Genomic DNA, 23621 nt, shown 5'->3' on the forward strand with positions numbered 1-23621 from the left:
TCCCGCTGACTCGAAGGGATGCCCCGCATGCCCGCTCTGACAACGTCCTCCGACGGATTCCTCCTGCACGGTGAGCCGTTCCGGATCATCTCCGGGGCCATGCACTACTTCCGTATCCATCCCGACCAGTGGAGCGACCGGCTGCGCAAGGCGCGGCTGATGGGCCTCAACACCATCGAGACGTATCTGCCCTGGAACCTGCACGAACCCGAACCGGGCAGGCTCGTCCTGGACGGCTTCCTCGATCTGCCCCGCTGGCTGCGCCTCGCCCAGGACGAGGGCCTGCACGTCCTGTTGCGCCCGGGGCCGTTCATCTGCGCCGAGTGGGACGACGGCGGTCTGCCCGCCTGGCTGCTCGCGGACCCCGACATCCGGCTGCGCAGCAGCGACCCCCGCTTCACGGCGGCGTTCGACGGCTACTTGGACCAACTCCTGCCCGCGCTGAGGCCGTTCATGGCTGCGCACGGCGGTCCGGTGATCGCCGTGCAGGTGGAGAACGAGTACGGGGCGTACGGCGACGACACCGCGTATCTCAAGCATGTCCACCAAGCGCTGCGCGAGCGCGGTGTCGAGGAGCTGCTGTACACCTGCGACCAGGCCAACGCCGGGCACCTGGCGGCCGGCACCCTCCCGGGCACGCTCGCCACGGTCACCTTCGGCAGCCGGGTCGAGGAGAACCTGGCCGCGCTCCGCGCGCATCAGCCCGAGGGTCCGCTGATGTGCTCGGAGTTCTGGGTCGGCTGGTTCGACCACTGGGGCGGCCCGCACCACGTACGGCCGGCCGCCGACGCCGCGGCCGACCTGGACCGGCTGCTGTCGGCCGGCGCCTCGGTCAACATCTACATGTTCCACGGCGGCACCAACTTCGGCTTCACCAACGGCGCCAACCACAAACACGCCTACGAGCCCACCGTCACGTCCTACGACTACGACGCCCCGCTCACCGAGAGCGGCGACCCCGGCCCCAAGTACCACGCGTTCCGCGAGGTGATCGCCCGGCACACGGCCACGCCCGACGAGCCGGCCCCGGCGCCCGCGCCCAAACTCCCGGTCACAGACGTGGACCTGGATCACCGGGCGCCGCTGCTGTCGTATGTCCGCGGACTTCCGCCGACCAGCACCGAAGCCCCGGCGACGATGAACGAGCTCGGCGTGCACACGGGTTACATGCTCTACCGCACCACGCTGCCCGGCTCGGGCGACGGTCTGCTGCACTTCCCCGGCGGGGTCGGCGACCGGGCTCAGGTCTTCGTCGACGGCGCCTCGGCGGGCGTACTGGAGCGGGAGCGGCACGACGAGACCCTAGCTGTGCGGGTGCCGCACGCCGGTGCCGTTCTCGAAGTGCTCGTGGAGAACATGGGCGGGGTCAACTACGGGCCGCGCATCGGGGCGCCGAAGGGGCTGCTCGGCCCGGTGTCCTTCCAGGGCACCGAGCTGCGGGGCTGGGAGTGCCGGGCCGTGCCGCTGGACGACCTGGCCGCCGTGCCGTTCGGGCCGTCCGGGGCGACCACGGACGCGGTGCCCGCCTTCCACCGGGGCACCTTCGAGGTGGACAGCCCGGCGGACACCTTCCTCTCGCTGCCCGGCTGGACCAAGGGCCAGGCCTGGGTCAACGGCTTCCACCTCGGCCGTTACTGGAACCGGGGCCCGCAGCACACGCTGTACGTCCCCGCGCCCGTCCTGCGTTCCGGCACCAACGAGCTGGTCCTGCTCGAGCTGCACGCCACCACCGGCACGCGCGCCCGGCTCACCGACACGCCCGACCTCGGACCGGAGAGCGACTGATGTCCCGCCCACACCACCTGCGCCTCCCCTCCCCCGCCGGGCCTCCGCTGACCGAGCACCTGCCCTTCGCGGACGCCCCCGGGGTGCCCGACCCGATCGAGGTGACCAGCCGCTGGCTCACCCGTGGCGGCCGTCCCTGGTTCCCGGTCTCCGGCGAGTTCCACTACTCCCGCTATCCGGCCGGGGAGTGGGAGGAGGAGCTGCTGAAGATGAAGGCGGGCGGGGTCACGGCCGTCGCCAGCTACCTCATCTGGATCCACCACGAGGAGATCGAGGGCCGTACCCGCTTCGACGGCGACCGTGACCTGCGCCGCTTCGCCGAGCTGTGCGCCCGGCACGGCCTGGACTTCATCCCCCGTGTCGGCCCCTGGTCGCACGCGGAGGTCCGGGGCGGCGGTCTGCCCGACTGGGTCCTGGCCCGCGACTGCGTGCCCCGCACCGACGACCCGGTGTACTTGGATGCCGTACGCCCCTGGTTCGCGGCGATCGCCGAGCAGTTGAGCGGCCTCGACCGAGCTCACGGCGGCCCGATCGTGGCGATCCAGATCGAGAACGAGCTCTACGACCAGCCCGGCCATCTGCTCACGCTGAAGCGGATGGCCCAGGAGGCCGGCCTGAGCGCCCCCCTGTGGACGTCGACCGCCTGGGGCGGTGTGCAACTCCCGCCGGACGAACTGCTTCCGCTGTACGGCGGCTACACCGAGGCCTTCTGGACCGAGGCCGACGGCGGCTGGCCCGACACCTGCCGCAAGCACTTCTTCTTCACCCACCAGCGCGACGACGAGGGCATCGGATCCGACCTGCGCCCGGTCAGCGTGCGGGGCAGCGAGCCGGACGCCTTCGCGGACCGGTTCCCCTGGGCCACCTGCGAGTTGGGCGGCGGCATGGCGGTGTCGTACCACCGTCGGCCGTACGTCGATCCCGACGACATCGGCGCGCTCGGCCTCACCAAGATCGGCTGCGGCTCGGTCTGGCAGGGCTACTACATGTTCCACGGCGGCACCAACCCGGCGGGTGAGCTCAGCACCCTGCAGGAGTCGCACGCCACCGGCTATCCGAACGACCTGCCGGTCCTGACGTACGACTTCCAGGCCCCGCTCGGCGAGTACGGCCAGTACCGGCGGACCTATCACGAACTGCGGCTCCAGCACCTGCTGTTGGCGGACTTCGGGCAACTGATCGCGCCCATGGAGTCGGCGCTGCCCGAGCGGCGGCCGGAGGGGCAGTTCGACCGGGAGAGCCTGCGCTGGGCGGTGCGCGGTGACGGCGCCTCGGGCTTCCTGTTCGTCAACAACCACCAGCCGCACGAACAGCTGCCGGACCACCCGGAGACCTCTTTCACGGTCGAATTTCCGTCATCCGAGGGCGGGTTGCCCCTGCCCAGCACACCCGTCACGGTTCCGAGCGGTGCGTACTTCTGCTGGCCGCTGCGGCTCGACGTGGCCGGTCTGCGGCTGGAGTGGGCCACCGCCCAGCCGGTGTGCACGGTCGACGTGGACGGCCGTACGGTCCTGGTGCTGGCCGCGACCGACGGCATCGCGCCCGAACTCGCCCTGGACGCGGCCACGGTCTCGGTGGTGCACACGCCCACCGGCGATGTCACCCCGGTCGGCGACCGGCTGCTGGTGACCGGACTGCGTCCCGGCACCGGCGCCCTCGTGAAGGTGGACACCGCCGAGGGCGGCCGGGTCGGGCTGCTGGTGCTGGACGCGGCGACGGCCCGTACCGTCTACCGGGGCGAGGCATGGGGTGCCGAGCGGCTGGTGCTGAGCGGGGACGGTGTGGTCTTCGACCGGGACGAGGTACGGCTGCACGGCTCGGGGGCGGCGACGTCGTTCGCCGCGCTGCCCGCGCCCGAGCGGCCGCCCGTGGTGGACGGGGTGACCGCGGAGGCGGTCACGGACGGGGTGTTCACCCGTTACGCGGTCCCGGCAGCACCGGCCGTCGAGGTATCCGCGCCCGAGGTCACCCTCGTACGGGCCGCCGGGCCCGCCCCCGAGACCGTCACCGGTGTCCTGGACCGGGCAAGTGCGCCGGCCGACAAGTACTTCGACACCGTGGCCGCCGAGTACCACGTCGCGGTGCCGGACGGGCTGCCTGCCGGGACGCTGCTGCGGCTGCGGTGGAACGGAGACGTGGGGCGGGCGTACGTGGGAGACACGCTGGTCGCCGACCAGTTCTGGGGCGGGCGGGTCTGGGACATCGGCCTGGACCGGTTGCCGGCCGACGCGCTGCGCGCCGGGGGTCTGCGGCTGCGGGTGCTGCCGCTGCACGCGCAGGCGCCGGTCCATCTGCCCGAACAGGCGCACGGTGCCCGGGAGACGGCCACCGTCACGCACGCCGAGTGGATCATCCGGCACACCCGGTCGGTGCCGGCGGGCTGACCTGCCCCGGAGCCCCATGCCGCCGCCGGATTCCCGGTACCGGCCCGCCTATGCTGTGCTCCCCGGGCGGGCCGGGACCGCCGCCGTACCACCCGCCCCCACCACGTCGAGGAAACCGCCACCATGACCCCAAGCGCCGCCGAGGGAGCCGTGCCGAAGGGGCGCAGCCGACGCAACTTCGCCGGCTCGCGTCCGGTGATGGACGATGTGGCCCGGCTGGCCGGTGTCTCCAAGCAGACCGTCTCCCGGGTGCTCAACGAGCATCCGTCGGTCCGCCCCGAGACCCGCGAGGCGGTCCTGACGGCGATGCGGACGCTCGGCTACCGGCCCAGCCGCAGCGCTCGGTCGCTGGCCAGCGGGCGGACCCGGATGGTCGGGGTCATCAGCTTCGACGCGGCACGCTACGGACCGTCGGCGATCCTGACCGCGATCAACACCGCCGCCCAGGAGGCCGGTTATCTGCTCAGCTCCATCGCCCTGGACACGGCCGAGCACGACACGGTCGTCGAGGCGGTCGACCGGCTCTCCGCCGAGGGCGCGGACGGGGTGATCGCCATCGCCCCCCAGCTGTGGGTGGGCCACGCCCTGGCGGACGCTCATCTGGACACCCCGCTGGTGGTGCTGGAGAACGGCTTCGACGCCGAGACCGAGCGGGTCACCGGCGACTCACGGGAGGGCGCCCGCAAAGCCACCGAGCATCTGCTGCGACTCGGCCACTCCACCGTCTGGCACATCGCGGGCCCGAGCGGCTGGACCTCCGCCGACCAGCGGCTGGCGAGCTGGCGCACCACGCTGGAGGCGGCCGGCGCGCCGGTCCCGGAACCGCTGTTCGGGGACTGGAGCGCCGACTCCGGCTACCACCTGGGGCGCCGACTGGCCCGGCGCGGGGACGTCACCGCGGTGTTCGTGTCCAACGACCAGATGGCCCTCGGCGTCCTGCACGCCCTGCACGAGGCGGGCCGCTCGGTGCCGGGCGAGGTGAGCGTGGTGGGCTACGACGACATCCCCGAGGCGGCGCATCTGCTGCCGCCGCTGACGACCGTGCGCACGGACTTCGCGGAGATCGGCACCCGGTCCCTGCGGCTTCTGCTGAGCCGGATCGACGACTCGGCCTCGCCGCCGGGGCCCGAGTCGCTCGTCCCCGTCGACCTCGTGGTGCGCGCGAGCAGCGGGGCGGCGCCGGGGCGGTGAGAGCGCAGCGGGGCGGCGCCGGGGCGGTGAGAGCGCAGCGGGGCGGCGCCGGGGCGGTGAGAGCGCAGCGGCCCCGCTCCTGACGCGTCACGAACCCGTGGACGCCCGGACGATCATGTCGATGGCCAGGGTGCGGGCCGTGCCGCGCCGGGCCTGGCCGGCGAGTATCTCGCAGAGCAACCGGACGCACTCCGCGCCCATGTGACGGGGCTTCAGGTCGATCGCCGTGATCGGGGGTTCCGCGGTGCGCATCGCCGGGCTGTCGACGCAGGACGCCAGCAGCAGGTCCTCGCCCACGACCCGGCCCGCCGAGCGGATCTCGGGCAGGACGGCCGCCGCGGCCCCGTCGGCCGCGCACACGATCGCATCGGTCCCCGGGTCCGCGGCGAGCAACTCCCCTACGACCCCCCGGAGCGCCTCGGGCGAGGAGCCGAACGGCGCTTTGCGCAACAGCAGTTGGGTGTCATGCTCGGCGCACCAGTGGGCGTAGGTGCGCTGGAGGGTGAGGGCCCAGTCGGCGGTGGTGTCGGAGGCGATGAACGCGGGCCGGCGGGCACCCCTCGCGCGCAGGTGGTCGAGGAGTTCCGTCAGGGACGTCTCGTGGTCGGACCAGACCACACCGGCGGGTTGTCCGTCGCCGCCGTAGCGCTCGGCCGTGACGACCGGGAGCCCCGCGTTCATCAGCTGGTCCACGACAGGGTTGTCCGGCATCGGGTCGCACAGGATCAGCCCGTCGGCCTGCGGGAGACGGCCGGAGGACACCAGGGTCACGTTCAGCCCGGCGCGGGCGGCCTGTTCGGCGACGCCGAACACGAACGACATGTAGTACTCGGCGCTGGTGAGGAACTCCGGGATGTGCAGCGCGATGGTGTCCGTCACGGAGGTGCGCAGGGTGCGGGCGCTCTTGTTGGGCGTGTATCCGAGGCGCACGGCTGCGTCCAGAACTGCCTGGCGGGTCGCGTCGGACACCCGGCCGTGGCCCCGCAGGGCGTCCGACGCGGTGGTCGTGGAGACCCCCGCACCGCGGGCGACGTCGGCGAGAGTGGCGGGCGCGCCCGGTCGGGTCGGCATGTGGGGGCTGCTGGTCGGCATACGGGGGTTCCTGGTCGGCACCCTGCCTCACCAGCCGTGGGTCAGCACGTCGTCCAGGGCGGCGGCGAACACGTCGGCGCTCTGGCGGGTCAGACACAGCGGTGGCTTGATCTTCAGCACGCACTGGCGGTCCGAGGTCGGCTGGACGATCACGCCGAGCTCGCGCAGCCGGTCGCAGATCGCGGCGGTCTCCTCGGTGGCCGGCTCCAGGGTCTCGCGGTCCCGGACGAACTCGACGCCCAGATACAGCCCCGAGCCGTGCACCGCGCCGATCAGCGGGTGCCGGGCGGCGAGTTCCTCCAGCCGCCGTTTCAGGTACCCGCCCGTCTCCAGGGCGTTGTCCTGGAGCCGTTCGTCGCGCAACGCGTCCAGCACGGTCAGCCCGACCACGCTGCTGACCGGGCTGCCCCCGGCCGAGGAGAAGAAGTAGCCCTGCGTGCGGTAGGCGTCGGCGATCTCCCGCCGCGTGATCACCGCGCCCAGCGGGTGCCCGTTGCCCATCGCCTTGGCGACGGTGACGATGTCCGGCACCACACCCTGCTGCTCGAACCCCCAGAAGTGGGTGCCGAGTCGGCCGTAGCCGACCTGTACCTCGTCCGCGATACACAGACCGCCAGCGGCGCGGGTGGCGTCGTAGACCTGCCGGAGGTAGCCGTCGGGCAGCGGGAGGCCGCCCGCGTTGCCGTAGAAGGGCTCGCAGATGAAGGCGGCGGGCCGGTGGCCCTGGGCGGCGAGTTCGGTGATCCGCGCGGCGGCCTCGGGGCCGTACCGCCGTGCCTCGGCACCGCGGTGGCGGCCGCGGTAGGAGTTGGGGGCGGCCACGGTGTGGACCCAACTCGGGCGTGAGGACAGGGCGTTCGGGTTGTCCGCGATCGAGGTGGAGACCGCGTCACTGGCGTACGTCCATCCGTGGTACGCCTCCTCGACCGCGACCGTGTCCTGCCGTCCGGTCGCCGCCCAGGCCAGGCGCAGGGCGAGGTCCACGGCCTCGGAGCCGCTGTTGACCAGGAAGACGGTGTCCAGTTCCGCGGGCAGGAGCGCGGTGAGCCGCTCGGAGAGTTCGACCACCGAGCCGTAGTGGAAGCGGGAGTTGGTGTTGAGGCGGCGCCACTGCCGGTGCACGGCGTCGCTCAGCCCGGGGTGCCCGTGGCCGAGGATGGTCACGTTGTTGAGCATGTCCAGATAGCCGCGGCCCTGGGTGTCGACGAGGTGGTGGCGCCAGCCGCGTTCGATGCGGGGCGGCTCGTCGTAGTAGTGCTCCTGGACGCCGGCGAAGGCTCGGTCGCGGCGGTCGAGAAGATCCTGGTCGGCAGACGCCTCCCCCGCGTCCCGCCCGGTGATCAGTGCCGTCGGATCCGGGCTCACCGCGAGCCAGCCGGCGGCCAGGGCCGGGGGCGCGAACCGAGGGGGCCGCCGGTCGGCCAGGGTCGACAGCTGGATTCCGAGGGTGTGTCTGCCGTCCCGCTCGGCGACGGTGCCGAGGCGCTGTCCGGCGGCGATCGGACCGGATGCGGCCGGGTCGGCGATGCCGGACAGCCACAGGACCGGTCCCTCGCCGCGCAGGTCGAGCGTGCCGTCGGCGTGGCGGGTGAGCGTGCCCGCCCAGGGCGCGTGCACCTCCCGGGCGTCCGCGAGATGGACGTTCACCGCGAGGGCGCAGGTCGCCGGGGCGTCCGTGGTGTCGATCGTGGTCCGGGTCATGCGGAACTCGCCGTGCCGGGTGCGGGCCGCCGGCCGGCCTGAGGCCAGGGCGGCTTCGGCGTCCGCGTCCAGCCATCGGCCCGTGTGCAGGTCGTCGCTCTGCGAGGAGAGGTCGAGGACCGGTATGTCCTCGGGCAGATCCGGCAGCATGCGGTGGGCGGGTGCGACGGCGACCTGGGGCAGGGGGCGGCCGAGTGCCTCCCGCAGCTGGGCCGTCATCACCTCCGCCGGGACCGAGACGGCCGACTCGAACATGGCCCACTCCCGGTCCAGGGCGGCGGTGGCGTAGCCGTTGCCGGGGCTCTTGAGGACGTCGTACTGCCCGCTGACCACCATGACGGCCGCCCGCAGCACGACGAGCGGCCACAGTACGGCCGACTCGGCGTCGGAGAGCGGGCGTACGGCGTCGAAGGCGCGGGCGGCGGGCAGGACCGAGGCGGGTCCGGCGCCGTGGTGATGCAGGACGGAGGTGCAGGTGACCGCCAGCTCCGCCACGGTCCAGCCGGTGCCGAGGTCCCCGAAGTCGATCACTCCGACGGGCATCCGCCGGCCGTCCCTCGCCGTCTCGCAGACGACGTTGTTGTCGGTGAGGTCGCCGTGCACGAACTGGACCGGCAGGTCCTTGGCGTGCGGCTCCACGAGGGCGTACGCGGTGCGGGCGGCGTTCAGCACCTGGTCGGCGCGGGTCCGGTCGGGCCAGTGCGGGGCGAGGGCCTCGACCACGTCGAGGGCGTTGCGCAGGTCCCACGGCCGGAAGCGGCCGGGGTCGGGAGCGGTGAAACCGGCGAGGGCCGCGGCGACCTGCCCGGCGAGTTCGCCGAGGCGGGCGACGACGGCGGGGGCGAGATAGCGGCTGTCCATGATCGGCTCGCCCGGCACGAACTCCAGTAGCCGACAGTCCAGTTCGGCTTCGTCCACGCGGAAGGGCTGCACCACGTCATCGTCGGCGCCGGGGACCGCCCGGGGCAGCCGGAGGCCGGCCAGCGCACGCGCCAGGTGCTCCACGGCGTCGCACTGGGCCCGCAGCTCGGCCGTCCGGGTGGCGGGGTTGGCGACCTTGAGGACGTACTCCCCCGTCTCGCCGCGCACCCGGTAGTTGCGGTCCTGCTGGCTGCCCAGGTCCCGCACGGTGCCCCGCACCCCGAACCGGGTCGCCAGCACGGCCGACGCGGCGGCTTCGTCGATCGGTGCGACGGGTCGCACCAGCCAGTCGGTGGACGGCAGGCCCATGGGTCCGCTCCGCTTCCGCGGCGAGGCGCCGCTGCTCTGCCGGAACGTTCCGGCACATCGTGCGACGACGGTAGGACGAACCGTCTTCCCCGGTCAATGGTGGCTCTGTCCCACGCGTCACAACTCACGAGGATTACCTCGTGGGATACGGGTTACCCCCACGATGGGTCCCTGGGGAGCCGCGGCGGCGGCCCACGGTGGCTTGTCCCTTGTGTGCCCGCGGTGTGGGGCTGCCGGCACACAGCGGCGTCGGCCCGCTCAGCAGGTTCGAGCGGGCCGACGCGCACCCTCTTTTTCACTGCGCTGCCAATGGGGCGGCGACGCCGACGCGGCTGCTGGGCCGCTCGCCGTCCGGGCGCGGAAGGTCCTGCGAGGACTGCTGACGACCGCTTCCGGCAGGGTGCCCCGGCGGCGGGGTGGGCGAGGCTTGGAAATTCTCTGTAAACGAGTTGATTCCGATGTGTTGACGGCCCGAGCCGCTCGGTGCTTCACTGCCGGAACCGGTTCCGAAACCGGTTCCGGAACCGTTCCCGGTATCGGTTCCGCAGGCTCTGTACGATCGGCCCTTCGGTGCGGGAGGACGATCCCGCCGCTGCATGGAGGAAGGAGGTGGCATGGGAGTCACCATCGCCGACGTGGCCGCCCGGGCCGGTGTCAGCAAAACGACGGTCTCGCGCGTGCTCAACAGCAAGGGTGAGATCAACGAGAACACCGTCCTGAAGGTCCGCAAGGCGATCTCGGAGCTCGGCTATGTGCCGAGTGCCGGTGCGGTCGGCCTCGCCCGCGGCACGACACAGATGATCGGCATGCTGGTCCCTGACCTGGCCTGGGCCTGGGCCGGCATCGTGCAGGCGGTCATCGAGACCCTGGAGGCCGAGGGCTTCGGACTGCGCATGCTGACCTGGAACCGCGGAGAGGAATCACTGCGCCGCCTGGGTCTGCAGGTCGCTGCCAAGTCGTTCGACGGTCTGCTGGTGATAGAGCCCGAGGGCGCCATGGGCTACATCACCGAACTGCACGAAGCGGGGCTGCCGGTCGTGCTGATAGACGACCGCTTCCAGCGGCCGGGGTTCCCCTATGTGGCCACCACCAACCGGGAGGGGGGTGCGCAGGCAGCGCAGCACCTGCTGGAGATCGGGCGGCATCGTCCTCTGGTGGTCACCGGTCCCGAGGTGTTCGGCTGTACCCGGGAACGGCTGGGCGGCTTCGTCGACGTCTACGCGCAGGCCGGGATCGAGGTCGATCCACGCGGCATCGTCTGCGGGGACTTCCAGTTCGACGAGAGCCGGAGCGCGGTCGCCCGCGCTCTCGCGGACGGCCTGGAGTTCGACGCGGTCTTCGCGCACAACGATCCCACGGCGGCCGGCGCGCTCACCGCCCTGCACGAGGCAGGCCTGTCGATTCCCCAGGATGTCGCCGTGGTGGGCTTCGACGACGTCGAGATGGCCTCGTACACCTATCCGGCACTGACCACCATCCGCCAGCCCATGCGGGAGATGGGCGAGGCGGCGGCGCGTCTGCTGCTGGACCACGTGCGCGGATCACCGCAAGCCGTCCCCTCGCGCACCATTCCGACCAGTCTTGTGGTCCGCGGCTCGACGTTACGGCCGAGCCCGGACTGACGCCCTGCCATCGCGATGCGTACGGCGTCGGGGCCCCATCGAAGCGTCCGTCTCCGCCGCTCCTGCCCAGCCCCGCAGGCGGAGACGGACCACCTCCCGACATGGAACTGACGCCACCGGACCTCGCGCAGGCCAGTAGGTCCTCCAGCTCAACCTGAAGCCGGTGCACGCACCGGCACGACCGGCCTGTTCGACTATCGGCAGCCTCACCACCCTGCACGCGCAACCCTGATCGCGCGTCACCACCGAGGTGCCCTTTCCGTCGGCGCCTCCCTCATCCGGCACACCGAACGGCACGCCTGGCCCACCCCTGCCCGGCCGCTACCGCTCCGGGACGGACACTCCAGCCGCGACCTGTGGATGACCTTCGACGCCGCTGTCACCGCGGACGGTCTCCACTTCGCGAGCCGGCCCCTCCGGGCACCCGCCCGGCCTCACTCTTCCCCTTCGCCGCCCCCCGCGTCTGTTTCGCTCAATGGCAAGGAGCCGCACTATGCGTACGCCTACTCGTCACACCGTCAGAACAGTCCAGGTCCTGTGCGTCACCGTCACGGCAGCCCTGGTGGCCACCGGATGCGGCCGCAGCGCCGACTCCGGGCCCGGCGCGGACGCCCCCGCGAAGCTGGGCAGCGGCAAGGCCACCGGCAAGGTCGTCATGTGGTCCATGGGCGATCCCGACACGTCCCTTGAGAGCCTGGCCAAGAAGTTCGAGGAGCAGAACCCCGGGGCGAAGGTCCAGATCACCCCGGTGCCCTGGGCCTCCGCCCACGACAAGCTGACCACCGCCATCGCCGGGGGCAACACACCGGACATGTCCGTGATCGGCACCACCTGGATGGCCGAGATGGCCGGCATGAACGGCTTCCAGGCCACCCCGGCGTCGATCAAGTCGTCGGACTTCTACCCGGGTCAATGGGACACCACGAAGTACAAGGACACCTCCTACGGCGTCCCGTTCATCGCCGACACCCAGGCGGTCTACTACCGCAGCGACCTCGCGGCGAAGGCCGGCATCACGGGCGCCCCCGCCAGTGACTGGGCCGGTTACCTGAAGGATCTGAAGGCCATCCAGGCCACCGCGGGCAAGCAGAACCCGAAGCTGCGCTATGCCAGCGGGTGGCAGATCGGCTTCAACTCCTGGATCTTCCTGCTGCCGCTGGTCTGGCAGCAGGGCGGCGACATCTACGACCCGAGCACCAAGAAGTTCACCTTCGACTCGCCGGCGGTCGCCAAGGCGCTGGAGTACTACGCGAGCGTCCCCAAGGAGGGCTTGGCGCCGACCGACAAGACGGACAGCCTGCAGGCTTTTGAGGACGGACAGATCGCAGTTTACAAGGACGGCGCGTGGGTCAGCGGCAGCCTCCGCAAAGACGCCCCGAAGCTGGATGGCAAGTGGAAGACCATGCCGCTACCGACGGGCAAGCAGGCGGCCGGGTTCGCCGGCGGCAGCGACCTGGCGGTGTTCAAGGACGCCAAGAACTCCGACGCAGCGTGGAAGTTCGCCCAGTTCCTCACCGAACCGGCCAACCTCGCCGCCTACGCGAAGGCGACGGGTTCCCTTCCGGCCACGCCGGGGGCGTGGGACGAGGCGAAGCTGAGCGACGATGCGGCGATGCAGGCGTTCGCCGAGCAGCTCAAGGTCAGCAAGGCGCCGCCCGCCATCACCACCTGGCAGCAGGTCGCCGACGCCATCGACTCCGAACTGGAGAGGCTGAGCCTGGGCAAGGCCACCGTCGCCCAGGCGCAGCAGGACCTGCAGTCCAAGGCCACCAGCATCGGCACGGGCCGCTGAACGGCCGCCACGTGAGCACCCCTCGGACGGACGGATGACATCCATGTCCACGAATACGCTCCCTGGGCGGGGCGACACCCACGAACCGATCCCCGCACGGCCCGAGAAGGGAGCGGGCCGTCTGCGACTCGCCCTCCGAAGCACCGCGCGCGGCAGGCAGACCCGGGCCGCGTGGATCCTCGCGGCCCCCTTCCTCGCCCTGTTCCTGGCGTTCATGCTGGTGCCGGTCGTCTGGTCGCTCCTGATGAGCCTGACCGACACCCAGAGCGCTGATCTGCGGACCCCGTTGAACGTGTCGTTCATCGGCGTCGACAACTATGTACGGCTGTTTGAGGACGAGCAGTTCGTTCATGCGCTGCGCAACACGGCCGTGTTCGTCGTGGTGGGGCTGCCGCTGACGCTGGCCACCGGGCTCGCCGCGGCGGTCGCCCTCAACAGCGGCATCGGCCGCTTCCGGGCCGTCTTCCGGGTCGGCTTCTACCTCCCGGTGATCACCAGCGTCGTGGCCGTCGCGGTGGTGTGGAAGACGCTGCTGGAGCCGCAGGCGGGGCTGGTGAACACGGTTCTGGGCTGGTTCGGGATCGACGGTCCGGCCTGGCTGGCCGACACCCGGTTCGCTCTCCCCGTCATGATCCTGATGGCCGTGTGGCGCAACCTCGGAACCGTCATGATCATCATGCTGGCGGGCCTGCAGTCGGTGCCGCAGTCCCTGATGGAGGCGGCCGAACTCGACGGCGCCGGGGCATGGCAGCGGTTCTGGCGGGTCACCTTTCCGCTGCTGCGTCCGGCCCTGCTGCTGACCGCGGTCACCACCGGTATCGGCTATCTGCAGTTCTTCGACGAGCCGTTCGTGATGACCGACGGCGGACCGCTGGACTCCACCCTGTCCGCCACGATGTACGCCTACAACCAGTTCGGCAACGGCAACTACGACGTTGCGTCGGCCGCCGGTTACGTCGTCTTCGTCCTCATCATCGCGCTGACCGTGCTGCAGTTCCGCGTGCTGCGAGACAAGGACTGATGCCGCATGAGCACTCTCTCCGCCCTTCGGACGGCCGGGCCGGGCACGGACCGGACTCTGCGGCGTCGTCGTATCCGGCAGAAGTGGGGCCATCCCTGGCTGTATCTGCCGCTGTTCGGCTGCCTGCTGCTGATGGCCACGCCGTTCTTGTGGATGCTGTCCGGCTCCTTCAAGCCCGAGGCGGACATCCGGAAGGTGCCGCCGGTCCTGGTCCCCACCGCGCCCACGCTGGGCAGCTACCGGCAGCTGTTCAGCAGCCTGGACTTCACGACCATGTTCGCCAACTCGGTGATCGTGGCGCTGGCCGTGACCGCGGGCAACCTGCTGTTCTGCTCGATGCTCGGCTACGCCCTGGCCAAGCTGGACTTCCCAGGCCGGCGTGCCGTGTTCAGCCTGGTCATCGGCACCCTGATGGTGCCGGGCCTGGTCACCTTTGTCCCCCTGTACGTGCTGGTGGCCAACATGAAGCTGACCGGCTCCCTGCTCGGGCTGATCCTGCCGTTCCTGGCCGCCCCGTTCGGGGTGTTCCTCATGCGGCAGTTCATCTCCACCCTGCCCGACGAACTCATCGACGCCGCCCGCGTCGACGGCTGCCGTGAACTCGCCATCTACTGGAAGATCATCCTGCCGCTGACCAGGCCGGCCCTGGCCACGCTGGGGATCATCACCTTCCTGGGCTCCTGGAACAACTTCCTGTGGCCCCTGGTCGTGGCCCAGAACCAGGACCAGTACACCCTCCCCGTCGGCCTCGCCCTGGCCTCCAGCGGACAGGACTTCACCCGCTTCGGCGTCCTCCTCGCCGGCGCCGTCGTCGTCCTGCTCCCCGTGATGGTCGTCTTCCTGCTCTTCCAACGCCACTTCGTCGCCGGCATCGCCACCACCGGCCTGAAGTAACCCCCGCCGCCTACCCCCGTCACCTCACTGACCTGTGACGACTCACGACTTGGAGACCATAGTGGGACACCCGGTCCGCTCTGCCGTGTACCTGGATCCGGACGCGTCCGTGGAAACGAGAACCGAGGACCTGCTGTCCCGGATGACCTTGGAGGAGAAGGTCGGGCAGTTGCTGATGCTCGACGCCCAACACGGCGACCTCGAGGACATCGTGTCGGCCAAGCTGGCCGGATCGGCCCTGCACGTGACACCGGCGCGGATGCCCGAGGCCATGGAACGCGCCCGGCGGACACGGCTCGGCATCCCGCTGCTGACAGCCGACGACTGCATCCACGGCCACTCCTTCTGGCCGGGCGCGACCATCTTCCCGACACAGCTGGGCATGGCCTGCACCTGGGATCCCTCCCTGGTCCACCGGGTCGCCCGAGCGTCCGCGACCGAAATCGCGACAACCGGCATCCACGGAACGTTCTCCCCGGTGCTGTGCATCACCCGGGACCTGCGCTGGGGCCGGATCAACGAGACGTTCGGCGAGGACCCGTTCCTGATCGGCGAACTGGGCGCGGCGATGGTGCGCGGATACCAGGGTGAGGGCCTCGGCGACCCCACCGCCGTGCTGGCGTACGCCAAGCACTTCGCGGGCTACTCCGAGACTCTGGGCGGCCGCGACGCCAGCGAAGCCGATCTCAGCCCCCGCAAGTTGCGCTCGTGGTTCCTGCCCCCGTTCGAGCAAGCGGCCCGGGCCGGCTGCCGCGGCTTCATGCTGGGCTACCAGTCGATCGACGGTGTGCCCATCACCGCGAACCAGTGGCTCATCAATGACGTGCTCAAGGGCGAGTGGGGTTTCACCGGCACGCTGGTGACCGACTGGGACAACGTCGGCCGGATGGTCTACGACCAGCGGACCTGCGCCGACTACGCCGAGGCGGCCGCGGTCGCCGTCAATTCCGGCAACGACCTCATCATGGCCACACCGCAGTTCTTCGAGGGCGCCCAGGAGGCGGTCGCCCGCGGACTGGTCGAGGAGAAACAGATCGATGACGCGGTACGGCGGGTTCTGCGGTTGAAGTTCGAACTCGGACTCTTCGAGGACCCCCGCGCCCCCGACCCCGAACGGCAGGCGCAGGTGATCGGCTGCCGCGCACACGCCGACCTGAATCTCGAGACCGCCCGGCGTTCCCTGGTGCTGCTGCGCAACGAGGGGATCCTGCCCCTGGACGGCGGGCTGACCGCGGACGCAACCGGCCGCGCCGCAGGCCAGGGCACACCGCGGACGATCGCGGTCATCGGCCCCAACGCCGACAGCCCGCAAGACATGCTCGGCGACTGGGCGGGCGCCACCGGCCAGGTCCCGTGGATGTCCGAAGGACACCCACGGGAGTCGGTGGAGACGGTGCTGGACGGCGTGCGCGCCGTCGTCCCCGCCGACTGGACCGTCATGTACGCCCGCGGAGCCGACATCGAAAGTCCAGCCTTCGACCCCGACCAGTGGGTCGTCGGGCCCGACGGCCAGCCGCAGCCCCCCGTTTTCACCCCCGCCCCGGTCGACGAGGCACAGCTTCGGGAGGCCATCGCCTCGGCAGAGGCCGCCGACTACGCCGTCGTGGTCGTGGGGGACACCATCGCCCTGACGGGCGAGGTGCGCTCCACGGCCACCCTCGATCTCCAGGGAGGCCAGATCGCGCTGCTGGACGCGGTCGCCGCCACCGGCACCCCCATGATCGTCGTGCTGATCCAGTCCAAGCCGAGCACCCTGCCGGACTCGGCACTGAACGCGGCAGCGCTCATCGAGGCGTTCAACCCGGGCATGCGCGGCGGCCGCGCCATCGCCGAACTCCTCCTCGGCCTCACCGAACCCAGCGGCCGGCTCCCGGTCTCCTTCGCCCGCCACGTCGGACAGCAACCGGTCTTCTACAACCAGGTGCGTGGCCAGCACGGCGACCGCTACGCGGATCTCACCCAGGACCCGCTGTTCGCGTTCGGTGAGGGTCTCAGCTACACCACTGTCACCTACTCCGACCTTGTCGTGCGGGAGGATGACGTCCCGGGCGACGGCACCGTCGACGCCACGGTGCGGCTCACCAACAGCGGCAGCCGCCGGGCCCTGGAAACGGTCCAGGCATACATCAGCGACCTGACGACCAGCGTCACCTGGGCCGAGCAGGAGCTGAAGGGGTTCACCCAGGTCGAAATCCCTCCCGGCGAAAGCCTGGAGGTCAACATCAGCATCCCTGCCTCGCGGTGCTCACTCGTCACGGCCGACAACCGCCGCGTGGTCGAACCAGGCGAGTTCGCCCTCCGCGTGGGCCCCAGCTCACGGCGGGAGCAGCAGCTGAGCACGGGGTTCCGCATCCGGGTCTGAAGACCACCGCCCAGTTCCTCGGCACCGCTGGGCGGGGCCCCTGTCTGCCATACCGAAAGGCACACGTGTGTCCGCTACACCCCGCGATCCGCACTATCCCGTCGTGCACCTGCGCCCGCCCGCCAACTGGATCAACGACCCCAACGGGCTGGTCTTCCACGACGGCCACTACCACGTCTTCTACCAGTACAACCCGCACGGAGCGACCCACGCGAACATGCACTGGGGCCACTTCCGCAGCCCCGACCTACTGAGCTGGGAGCCGCTGGCGATCGCCCTGTCCCCGACCCCCGGCGGCGTGGACGCCGACGGCTGCTTCTCCGGCAACGCCGTCTCCGACGGCGACCGCCTCGTCGCCTTCTACTCCGCGCACCGCGAGAACCGCTCGCCCCAGCACCAGCCGGTCACCTCCGCCGTCTCCCACGACGACGGCCGGACCTTCATCCCGCGGGGCGAACTGCTCATCCCCGAGCTGCCCGAGGACTGCACCATGTACCGCGACCCGTACGTCTGGCGGGAAGGCGACGCCTGGCGGATGCTGGTCGGCGCCGCCCTCGCGGACGGCCGCGGCGCAGCCCTCCTGTACGACTCGCCCGACCTGGAGACCTGGACCTACCAAGGGCCCTTCGCCACCCGTCACCCGGAGCCCATCGGCGGCACCGACGAGCTCACCGGCGAGGGCTGGGAGTGCCCCCAATACGTCCCGGCAGCCGCCGGACTCGGCGCCCTCATCTTCAGCACCTGGACCGAATCCACCGGCCCGATGCGCGTCGCAGCCCTGATCGGCGAAGAGTACGACGGTCAGTTCAAGGGCGGCTCACCGGTGTGGGTGGACCACGGCCCCGACTGCTACGCACCCGCTCTGCTGCGTGCACCGGGCGGCAGATGGCTGCTGTGGGGCTGGTCCTGGGAAGCCCGCGCCCCAGCCTGGGCCGTCAAAGACGGATGGGCCGGCGTTCTCACCCTGCCCCGTGAGATCCACGTCGACGACAACGGCATGCTGTACCAGAAGCCCGCCGCCGAACTGCTCGCCCTGCGCGGCGAGCACACCGTCCACGCCGCGGGCGAGACACACGGCCCGCAGCCGGCCGATCTCGGCAGCGTGGGCCGAGCATTCGACCTGACGGCCCGCCTGGAGCCCACCGCAGACGCCGGTCTGCGCCTGCTCACCGACCCGGACGGCTCGGAATACCTGGACATCCGCCTCGATACCGAGGCGGGCGAACTGGTCGTCGACCGCGAGCACGCCTCACTGGACACCCGGGCCCACGGCGGCTCTCACCGGATGCCTTACCCCACCGATCGACCCGTCGACCTGCGCGTGGTCGTCGACCACTCCATCGCCGAGATCTTCCTGACAGCCACCGGCCAGGTGCTCACCCTGCGCTTCTACCCCACAGGGCAGGGCCCGTGGCGACTTCAGGTCCGCGCCACTCCGGGTATGCGCCTCGGCTATGCGGTCGACGCATGGGAGCTGCACCCGCTCGTGATCAAGGAACCGAGTGCCGGCGCCGCGTAGCCGGCACTGACGCCGACGGCGTCGCTCTGGAGCCGACTCGAAGCCGCAGCGGTGTCGAGCAGGTGGTTGCAGGCCCACTCGTACTCCTAATCAGCTGGCCCACTGAACACAAGTACTTGACAGGGAACGTGAAGTCCGCGGCCGCCGCCTGGCTACGCAGCCGCGACCTTCAGGCCGACTTCGAGTTCGTCCAGTCCGAGGGAGCGCCGATCGGCTCGGGCGTGGGATGAGGACAGCCGTGGCACTGCCGGTCGACGTACGTGTGTGGGAGAGCTGGACGCCGCAACTACCCAGCAGAACCCCGCACCAGAACGTGTCGTGGGCATGTGCGCCGGAAGACGTCCAGTTCGATCGCCTCGGTCGACAGCACGACCGCCCACGTCCGAGTGCTCATCCCCGATCACAGCCGTCTGCACCAACCGGGTGTCCCGCACCCCTTTGCCCCAATCCCCCAGGTCAACGAGGTCGGAGCCTGGCCGCTAGAGCCAGTGGCGCAGGAACACGGCCGGGGCACGGCGTGCGAGCCAGGCGCCGGCCAGGCCGATGGCGGCGCCGGCGACGACATCGCTGGGATAGTGGGCCCCCGACTGCACCCGTTCGACGGCGACCATGGTGGCCGGCACCGCGCACAGCGCGCCCACGGCCGGCCAGGTGGGGGCGACCGCGGCGGTGAAGGCGACCGCGGCCGCCGTGTGTCCGGAGGGGAACGAGGACGAGTCGGGGCGGTCGTCGACCTCGTCGTGCGGGATCCACTCCGCGGGCGGCCTGGGCCGACCGGCCAATTGCTTGCACAGGCCGTTCGACACCAGTTGGGCCACCACCAGGGCGCCCAGTCCGGCGGCCGCCGCCCTCCGGCCCCGCCAACCGCCCTTCCACGCCATCACGGCGGCGGCACCGCACCACAGCTTGGTGCTCTCGGCGGACTCCTCCAGCGCCGACAACACCTTCGCCACGCCCGGCGGGATCCGGGAAGCCGCCCGCCGTGTCAGAGCCTCGTCGACCTCATACAAGTCCGTCAGCAACGTCATGACCTGCGGTTGTCCCAAGTTCCCCGAGATAATCAGCCCGGATCCGGATCACCCCGTCACTCGCCGTGCGCCGGTCCTGGGTCGTCGAGCCTGCGGAGGTCCTGCTCGTCCCACGTCCTGGTGTCGCGCGGCTCCGTGTAGGGCTCCTTGTCGGGCGGCAGCCCTCCGGCGATCGCCCGCTGCCGGACGGTCTCGGCGTCGAACTCCAGGCCCAGAAGGATCGCCAGGTTGCTGATCCACAGCCACACCAGGAAGACGATGACGCCGGCCATGGTGCCGTAGGTCTTGTTGTACGAGGCGAAGTTGGCGACGTAGAACGCGAAGCCGGCGGAGGCGACCAGCCAGATGACCAGGGCGAGGAAGCTGCCCGGCGTGATCCACCTGAACCCCTTCACCTTGGCGTTCGGTGTGCCCCAGTACAGGAGCGCGATCATGACCGTGACCAGGACCACCAGGACGGGCCACTTGGCGATCGACCACACCGTCAGGGCGGTGTCGCCGATCCCGATCGCCGTGCCCGCCTTGTTGGCGAGAGTGCCGGTGAAGACGACGATCAGGGCGCTGATGACGGCGAGCACCATCAGGACGACCGTCAGGCCGACCCGCACCGGAAGGATCTTCCAGATCGGGCGGCCCTCCGGCATGTCGTAGACCCGGTTGGCCGCACGGATGAACGCGGCCACGTACCCGGAGGCCGACCACACCGCCAGGACGATGCCGACGATCGCCATCAGCGATCCGACGCCGGCGTTGTTCTGGAGCTGCTCGACGGCCCCGGTGATGATGTCGCGGGCGGAGCCCGGGGTGAACTGCTTGAGATTCTTCAGCACCGTGTCCGTGGCGGACTTGCCGGTCAGGCCGAGCATGGACACCAGGACCAGGATGGCCGGGAAGAGCGACAGCAGACCGTAGTAGGTCAGCGCCGCGGCCCGGTCGGTCAGTTCGTCGTCCTTGAACTCCCGCAGGCTGCCCTTCAGCACCGCCCCCCAGGCCGTCCTCGGCAACTGTGACGGCGTGTCGGGCGCACGCTCCTCCACGGCGGGTCCCGGGCCCACGTCCTCGGACGACGGGACCTCACGTTCCGGAGCCTCGTCGCCGCCGTGGTGGTCTTTACGTCCAGGCAGATGCAGCTTCATTCCCGCCGAGTACCCCCGGACCTCCGCCCAATCAGGACACCGGTGAATTCCGCTTGTGTCCTCGACGGCTCGGTCCGCTACGCCCTCGACGGCTCGGTCCGCCCGGCCGCCCCGGCGGTGACGTCACGCCGCGTCGAGGTCTTGCGCGGGCTGTCCGGCAGAACTGCGCCCGGTGCGGGACGGGGCCGCGCCACGGACCAGCCGCAGGTGACGTCCCCTGGCGTGCCGGGGTGATGGCGGCCCGGCCGACAATCGGTCCTCGATGCGGTCCATGGCGTACAGCAGCGCCCCCAGCGCGGGCAGCAACAACAAGGCGACGGCGATCACAACGCGGATTCCCTCCCGGCGACGACGTCCAGCCGGGTTCCCCGCAGCGGCCGCCCAAGCCTCCTGAACCGGAAGCCGCGCGCTTCTCACCTCAATCCCCTTCCCTCAACGCTTACTTCATCTCTTGACGTAAGTGGTCCATACCTTTAGGTTCACGGGTCAGCCAGACACCTCCGCGACACCCCACCCCCCCGCCACGAAGGGCTCTGCGCATGCACACCCTCACGCGCCTTCGTAGATCCGGCGCCGCCACCCTCGTCACCATGGCCGCCGCGTCCGCCCTGACCGCCGTATCCGCACCCGTGGAGGCCGCCACCGCACTCCCCACCGCGCTCCCCACCGGCTTTTCCACTGTCATGAACGCGGCAAGTGGACGGTGTCTGGACGCCAGATCGGCCGGCACCGCCAACGGCACCGTCGTCCAGCAGTACGCGTGCAACAGCAGTACGGCTCAGCAGTGGAGTTTCACCGCCACCAGCGACGGCTACGTCCGCATCGGCAACCGCAACAACACCGGCCAGGTCGTGGACGTGGCCGACGTCTCCACGGCCGACAGTGCGCCCGTGCACCTCTGGGCCTACGGCGGCGGCGCCAACCAGCAGTGGCTGCCCGTCGACGAGGGCGGCGGCGCCTATCACTTCGTCAACCGCAACAGCGGCAAGTGCCTGGACGATCCGGGCGCCTCGACCGCCGACAGCGTGCAGTTCGTGCAGTACACCTGCAACGGCAGCGCGGCCCAGCGTTTCCAGGTGGTTCCCGTGACCCCGTCCGCCACCAACCCCGACCTCGGCCCCAACGTGGTCGTCTTCGACCCGTCGATGTCGTCCTCGACGATCCAGTCGCGGCTGAACTCGATCTTCCAGCAGCAGGAGACCAATCAGTTCGGCGCCCAGCGCTATGCCGTCCTGTTCAAGCCCGGCTCCTACAGCGCGGACGCCAACGTCGGCTTCTACACCCAGGTCGCGGGGCTGGGTCTGACCCCGGACGCGGTCACGATCAACGGGGCGGTGCACGCCGAGGCCGACTGGTTCCAGGGCAACGCGACTCAGAACTTCTGGCGCGGGGCCGAGAACCTCTCCGTCAACCCCAGGAACGGCAGCGACCGTTGGGCGGTCTCGCAGGCAGCGGCGTACCGCCGGATGCATCTGCGCGGCAACCTCGCCCTGGACGACAACGGCTGGTCCAGCGGCGGACTGCTCGCCGACACGAAGATCGACGGTCAGGTCAATTCCGGCAGCCAGCAGCAGTGGCTGACCCGCAACTCCCAGCTCGGCAGTTGGACCGGCGCCAACTGGAACATGGTCTTCGTCGGCAGCCAGGGCGTCCCCGGCACCACCTTCCCCAACCCGCCCCACACCACCGTCGCGCAGTCCCCGGTCAGCCGGGGGAAGCCCTTCCTGTACGTCGACGGCGACGGCGCCTACAAGGTGTTCGTGCCCTCAGTGCGGTCCAACTCCTCGGGTACCAGCTGGGCGAGCGGCTCGCCGTCGGGCAGCTCCCTCTCCCTCGACACCTTCTACGTCGTGAAGCCGGGCGCGAGCGCCGCCGACATCAACGCGGCACTGGCCGCAGGAAAGAACCTCCTGGTCACCCCCGGCGTCTACCACCTGAACCAGACGCTCCAGGTGAACCGCGCCGACACCGTGGTCCTCGGTCTCGGCCTCGCCACCTTCGTGCCGGACAACGGCGTCACCGCGATGAAGGTGGCCGACGTCGACGGTGTGAAAGTCGCGGGTGTCCTCTTCGACGCGGGCACCACCAACTCGCCCACGCTCATGGAGGTCGGTCCCAGCAACTCCTCCGCCTCCCACGCCGCGAACCCGACCTCCCTGCACGACGTGTACTTCCGCGTCGGCGGCGCGGGCGTCGGCAAGGCGACCACCAGCCTCGTCATCAACAGCGACAACGTCATCGCCGACCACACCTGGATCTGGCGCGCCGACCACGGCAGCGGCGTCGGCTGGACCAGCAACACCGCGGACACCGGCCTCGTCGTCAACGGCGACAACGTCACCGCGTACGGCCTGTTCGTCGAGCACTACCAGAAGTACCAGACCATCTGGAACGGCAACGGCGGCCGCACGTACTTCTACCAGAACGAGATGCCCTACGACCCGCCCAACCAGGCGGCCTGGATGAACGGCTCCACGCAGGGCTACGCCGCGTACAAGGTCGCCGACTCCGTCACCAGCCACCAGGCGTACGGCCTCGGCAGCTACTGCTACTTCAACGTCAATCCGGGCGTGGCCGCCGAACGGGCCATCGAGGCGCCCAACACCTCCGGTGTGCGCTTCACCAGCATGGTGACCGTCTCCCTCGGCGGCACCGGCACCATCCGGCACGTCGTCAACGGCACCGGCGGCCCGTCCAACTCCTCGACCAACGTGGCGAATCTGACCAGCTACCCGTAGAAGAGCCCCGTCCTTCGGCCGCCCCCTCCTCGACGGGGGGCGGCCTCTTTCACCCCCCGTCCTCGCCACCGTCCTCACCACGCTGTTCACGGTGACGCCCGCACACGCTGCTTCCGGCACGATCAC

The 23621-nt window shown here is 70.7% G+C and carries 15 protein-coding genes; 10 read left to right on the plus strand and 5 right to left on the minus strand.

Features of this window, described 5'->3' with window-relative positions; genetic code table 11:
* Positions 1-27 precede the first annotated feature (27 nt).
* From ACZ39I_RS07750 to ACZ39I_RS07760, 3 genes are all read left to right on the plus strand, one after another.
* Positions 28-1785, plus strand: a complete 1758-nt coding sequence (locus ACZ39I_RS07750) for a beta-galactosidase (protein ID WP_467243562.1) — start codon at positions 28-30, stop codon at positions 1783-1785.
* Positions 1785-4169: a beta-galactosidase gene (locus ACZ39I_RS07755; RefSeq protein WP_467243563.1), complete on the plus strand. Its 2385-nt coding sequence runs from the start codon at positions 1785-1787 to the stop codon at positions 4167-4169. The genes ACZ39I_RS07750 and ACZ39I_RS07755 overlap by 1 nt, the downstream gene beginning before the upstream one ends.
* A 123-nt stretch (positions 4170-4292) precedes the next feature.
* On the plus strand, positions 4293-5360 hold the full coding sequence (locus ACZ39I_RS07760; RefSeq protein ID WP_467243564.1) for a LacI family DNA-binding transcriptional regulator: 1068 nt from the start codon (positions 4293-4295) through the stop codon (positions 5358-5360).
* A gap of 87 nt (positions 5361-5447) precedes the next feature.
* On the opposite strand, the gene ACZ39I_RS07765 is transcribed toward ACZ39I_RS07760, so the two are convergent.
* The gene (locus ACZ39I_RS07765) at positions 5448-6452 is read right to left on the minus strand and encodes a LacI family DNA-binding transcriptional regulator (RefSeq protein WP_467243565.1); all 1005 of its coding nucleotides are present in this window, start codon (positions 6450-6452) and stop codon (positions 5448-5450) included.
* Between the two features lie 27 nt (positions 6453-6479).
* Positions 6480-9383 carry an aminotransferase gene (locus tag ACZ39I_RS07770; RefSeq protein WP_467243566.1) on the minus strand — a complete coding sequence of 968 codons (2904 nt, stop codon included), beginning with the start codon at positions 9381-9383 and terminating at the stop codon, positions 6480-6482.
* Positions 9384-9997: 614 nt separating this feature from the next.
* On the opposite strand from ACZ39I_RS07770, the gene ACZ39I_RS07775 reads away from it, so the two are divergent.
* The 6 genes from ACZ39I_RS07775 (at position 9998) to ACZ39I_RS07800 (ending at position 18593) form a co-directional block, all read left to right on the plus strand.
* A complete protein-coding gene (locus ACZ39I_RS07775; RefSeq protein WP_467243567.1) occupies positions 9998-11005 on the plus strand; it encodes a LacI family DNA-binding transcriptional regulator in 1008 nt (335 codons plus the stop codon).
* Positions 11006-11498: 493 nt separating this feature from the next.
* The gene (locus ACZ39I_RS07780; RefSeq protein ID WP_467243568.1) at positions 11499-12797 is read left to right on the plus strand and encodes an extracellular solute-binding protein; all 1299 of its coding nucleotides are present in this window, start codon (positions 11499-11501) and stop codon (positions 12795-12797) included.
* Between the two features lie 34 nt (positions 12798-12831).
* Entirely contained in the window at positions 12832-13818 is a 987-nt protein-coding gene (locus ACZ39I_RS07785; RefSeq protein ID WP_467243569.1) for a carbohydrate ABC transporter permease, read from the plus strand.
* Positions 13819-13824: 6 nt separating this feature from the next.
* Positions 13825-14712: a carbohydrate ABC transporter permease gene (locus tag ACZ39I_RS07790; protein ID WP_467243570.1), complete on the plus strand. Its 888-nt coding sequence runs from the start codon at positions 13825-13827 to the stop codon at positions 14710-14712.
* 61 nt (positions 14713-14773) lie between these two features.
* Positions 14774-17074, plus strand: coding sequence for a glycoside hydrolase family 3 N-terminal domain-containing protein (locus tag ACZ39I_RS07795; RefSeq protein WP_467244355.1), 2301 nt, complete (start codon positions 14774-14776; stop codon positions 17072-17074).
* Positions 17075-17141: 67 nt separating this feature from the next.
* A complete protein-coding gene (locus tag ACZ39I_RS07800; protein WP_467243571.1) occupies positions 17142-18593 on the plus strand; it encodes a glycoside hydrolase family 32 protein in 1452 nt (483 codons plus the stop codon).
* Positions 18594-19072: 479 nt separating this feature from the next.
* On the opposite strand, the gene ACZ39I_RS07805 is transcribed toward ACZ39I_RS07800, so the two are convergent.
* From ACZ39I_RS07805 to ACZ39I_RS07815, 3 genes are all read right to left on the minus strand, one after another.
* Positions 19073-19621 carry a phosphatase PAP2 family protein gene (locus ACZ39I_RS07805; protein ID WP_467243572.1) on the minus strand — a complete coding sequence of 183 codons (549 nt, stop codon included), beginning with the start codon at positions 19619-19621 and terminating at the stop codon, positions 19073-19075.
* A gap of 56 nt (positions 19622-19677) precedes the next feature.
* Entirely contained in the window at positions 19678-20757 is a 1080-nt protein-coding gene (locus tag ACZ39I_RS07810; protein WP_467243573.1) for a YihY/virulence factor BrkB family protein, read from the minus strand.
* 123 nt (positions 20758-20880) lie between these two features.
* Entirely contained in the window at positions 20881-21084 is a 204-nt protein-coding gene (locus tag ACZ39I_RS07815) for a hypothetical protein (RefSeq protein WP_467243574.1), read from the minus strand.
* 212 nt (positions 21085-21296) lie between these two features.
* Between ACZ39I_RS07815 and ACZ39I_RS07820 the strand changes: the two genes are divergently transcribed.
* Positions 21297-23495, plus strand: coding sequence for an RICIN domain-containing protein (locus ACZ39I_RS07820; RefSeq protein ID WP_467243575.1), 2199 nt, complete (start codon positions 21297-21299; stop codon positions 23493-23495).
* The last annotated feature ends 126 nt before the right edge of the window (positions 23496-23621 follow it).

The sequence above is a fragment of the Streptomyces sp. NPDC024687 genome, from assembly GCF_055559055.1.

What these genes read in the sequence shown, in the direction of transcription:
- ACZ39I_RS07755 (WP_467243563.1), top strand. Translation starts at nt 1,785, where the DNA reads ATGTCCCGCCCACACCACCTGCGCCTCCCCTCCCCCGCCGGGCCTCCG.
- ACZ39I_RS07765 (WP_467243565.1), bottom strand. Translation starts at nt 6,452, where the DNA reads ATGCCGACCAGCAGCCCCCACATGCCGACCCGACCGGGCGCGCCCGCC.
- ACZ39I_RS07820 (WP_467243575.1), top strand. Translation starts at nt 21,297, where the DNA reads ATGCACACCCTCACGCGCCTTCGTAGATCCGGCGCCGCCACCCTCGTC.
- ACZ39I_RS07805 (WP_467243572.1), bottom strand. Translation starts at nt 19,621, where the DNA reads ATGACGTTGCTGACGGACTTGTATGAGGTCGACGAGGCTCTGACACGG.
- ACZ39I_RS07750 (WP_467243562.1), top strand. Translation starts at nt 28, where the DNA reads ATGCCCGCTCTGACAACGTCCTCCGACGGATTCCTCCTGCACGGTGAG.
- ACZ39I_RS07810 (WP_467243573.1), bottom strand. Translation starts at nt 20,757, where the DNA reads ATGAAGCTGCATCTGCCTGGACGTAAAGACCACCACGGCGGCGACGAG.
- ACZ39I_RS07790 (WP_467243570.1), top strand. Translation starts at nt 13,825, where the DNA reads ATGAGCACTCTCTCCGCCCTTCGGACGGCCGGGCCGGGCACGGACCGG.
- ACZ39I_RS07760 (WP_467243564.1), top strand. Translation starts at nt 4,293, where the DNA reads ATGACCCCAAGCGCCGCCGAGGGAGCCGTGCCGAAGGGGCGCAGCCGA.
- ACZ39I_RS07785 (WP_467243569.1), top strand. Translation starts at nt 12,832, where the DNA reads ATGACATCCATGTCCACGAATACGCTCCCTGGGCGGGGCGACACCCAC.
- ACZ39I_RS07770 (WP_467243566.1), bottom strand. Translation starts at nt 9,383, where the DNA reads ATGGGCCTGCCGTCCACCGACTGGCTGGTGCGACCCGTCGCACCGATC.
- ACZ39I_RS07775 (WP_467243567.1), top strand. Translation starts at nt 9,998, where the DNA reads ATGGGAGTCACCATCGCCGACGTGGCCGCCCGGGCCGGTGTCAGCAAA.
- ACZ39I_RS07780 (WP_467243568.1), top strand. Translation starts at nt 11,499, where the DNA reads ATGCGTACGCCTACTCGTCACACCGTCAGAACAGTCCAGGTCCTGTGC.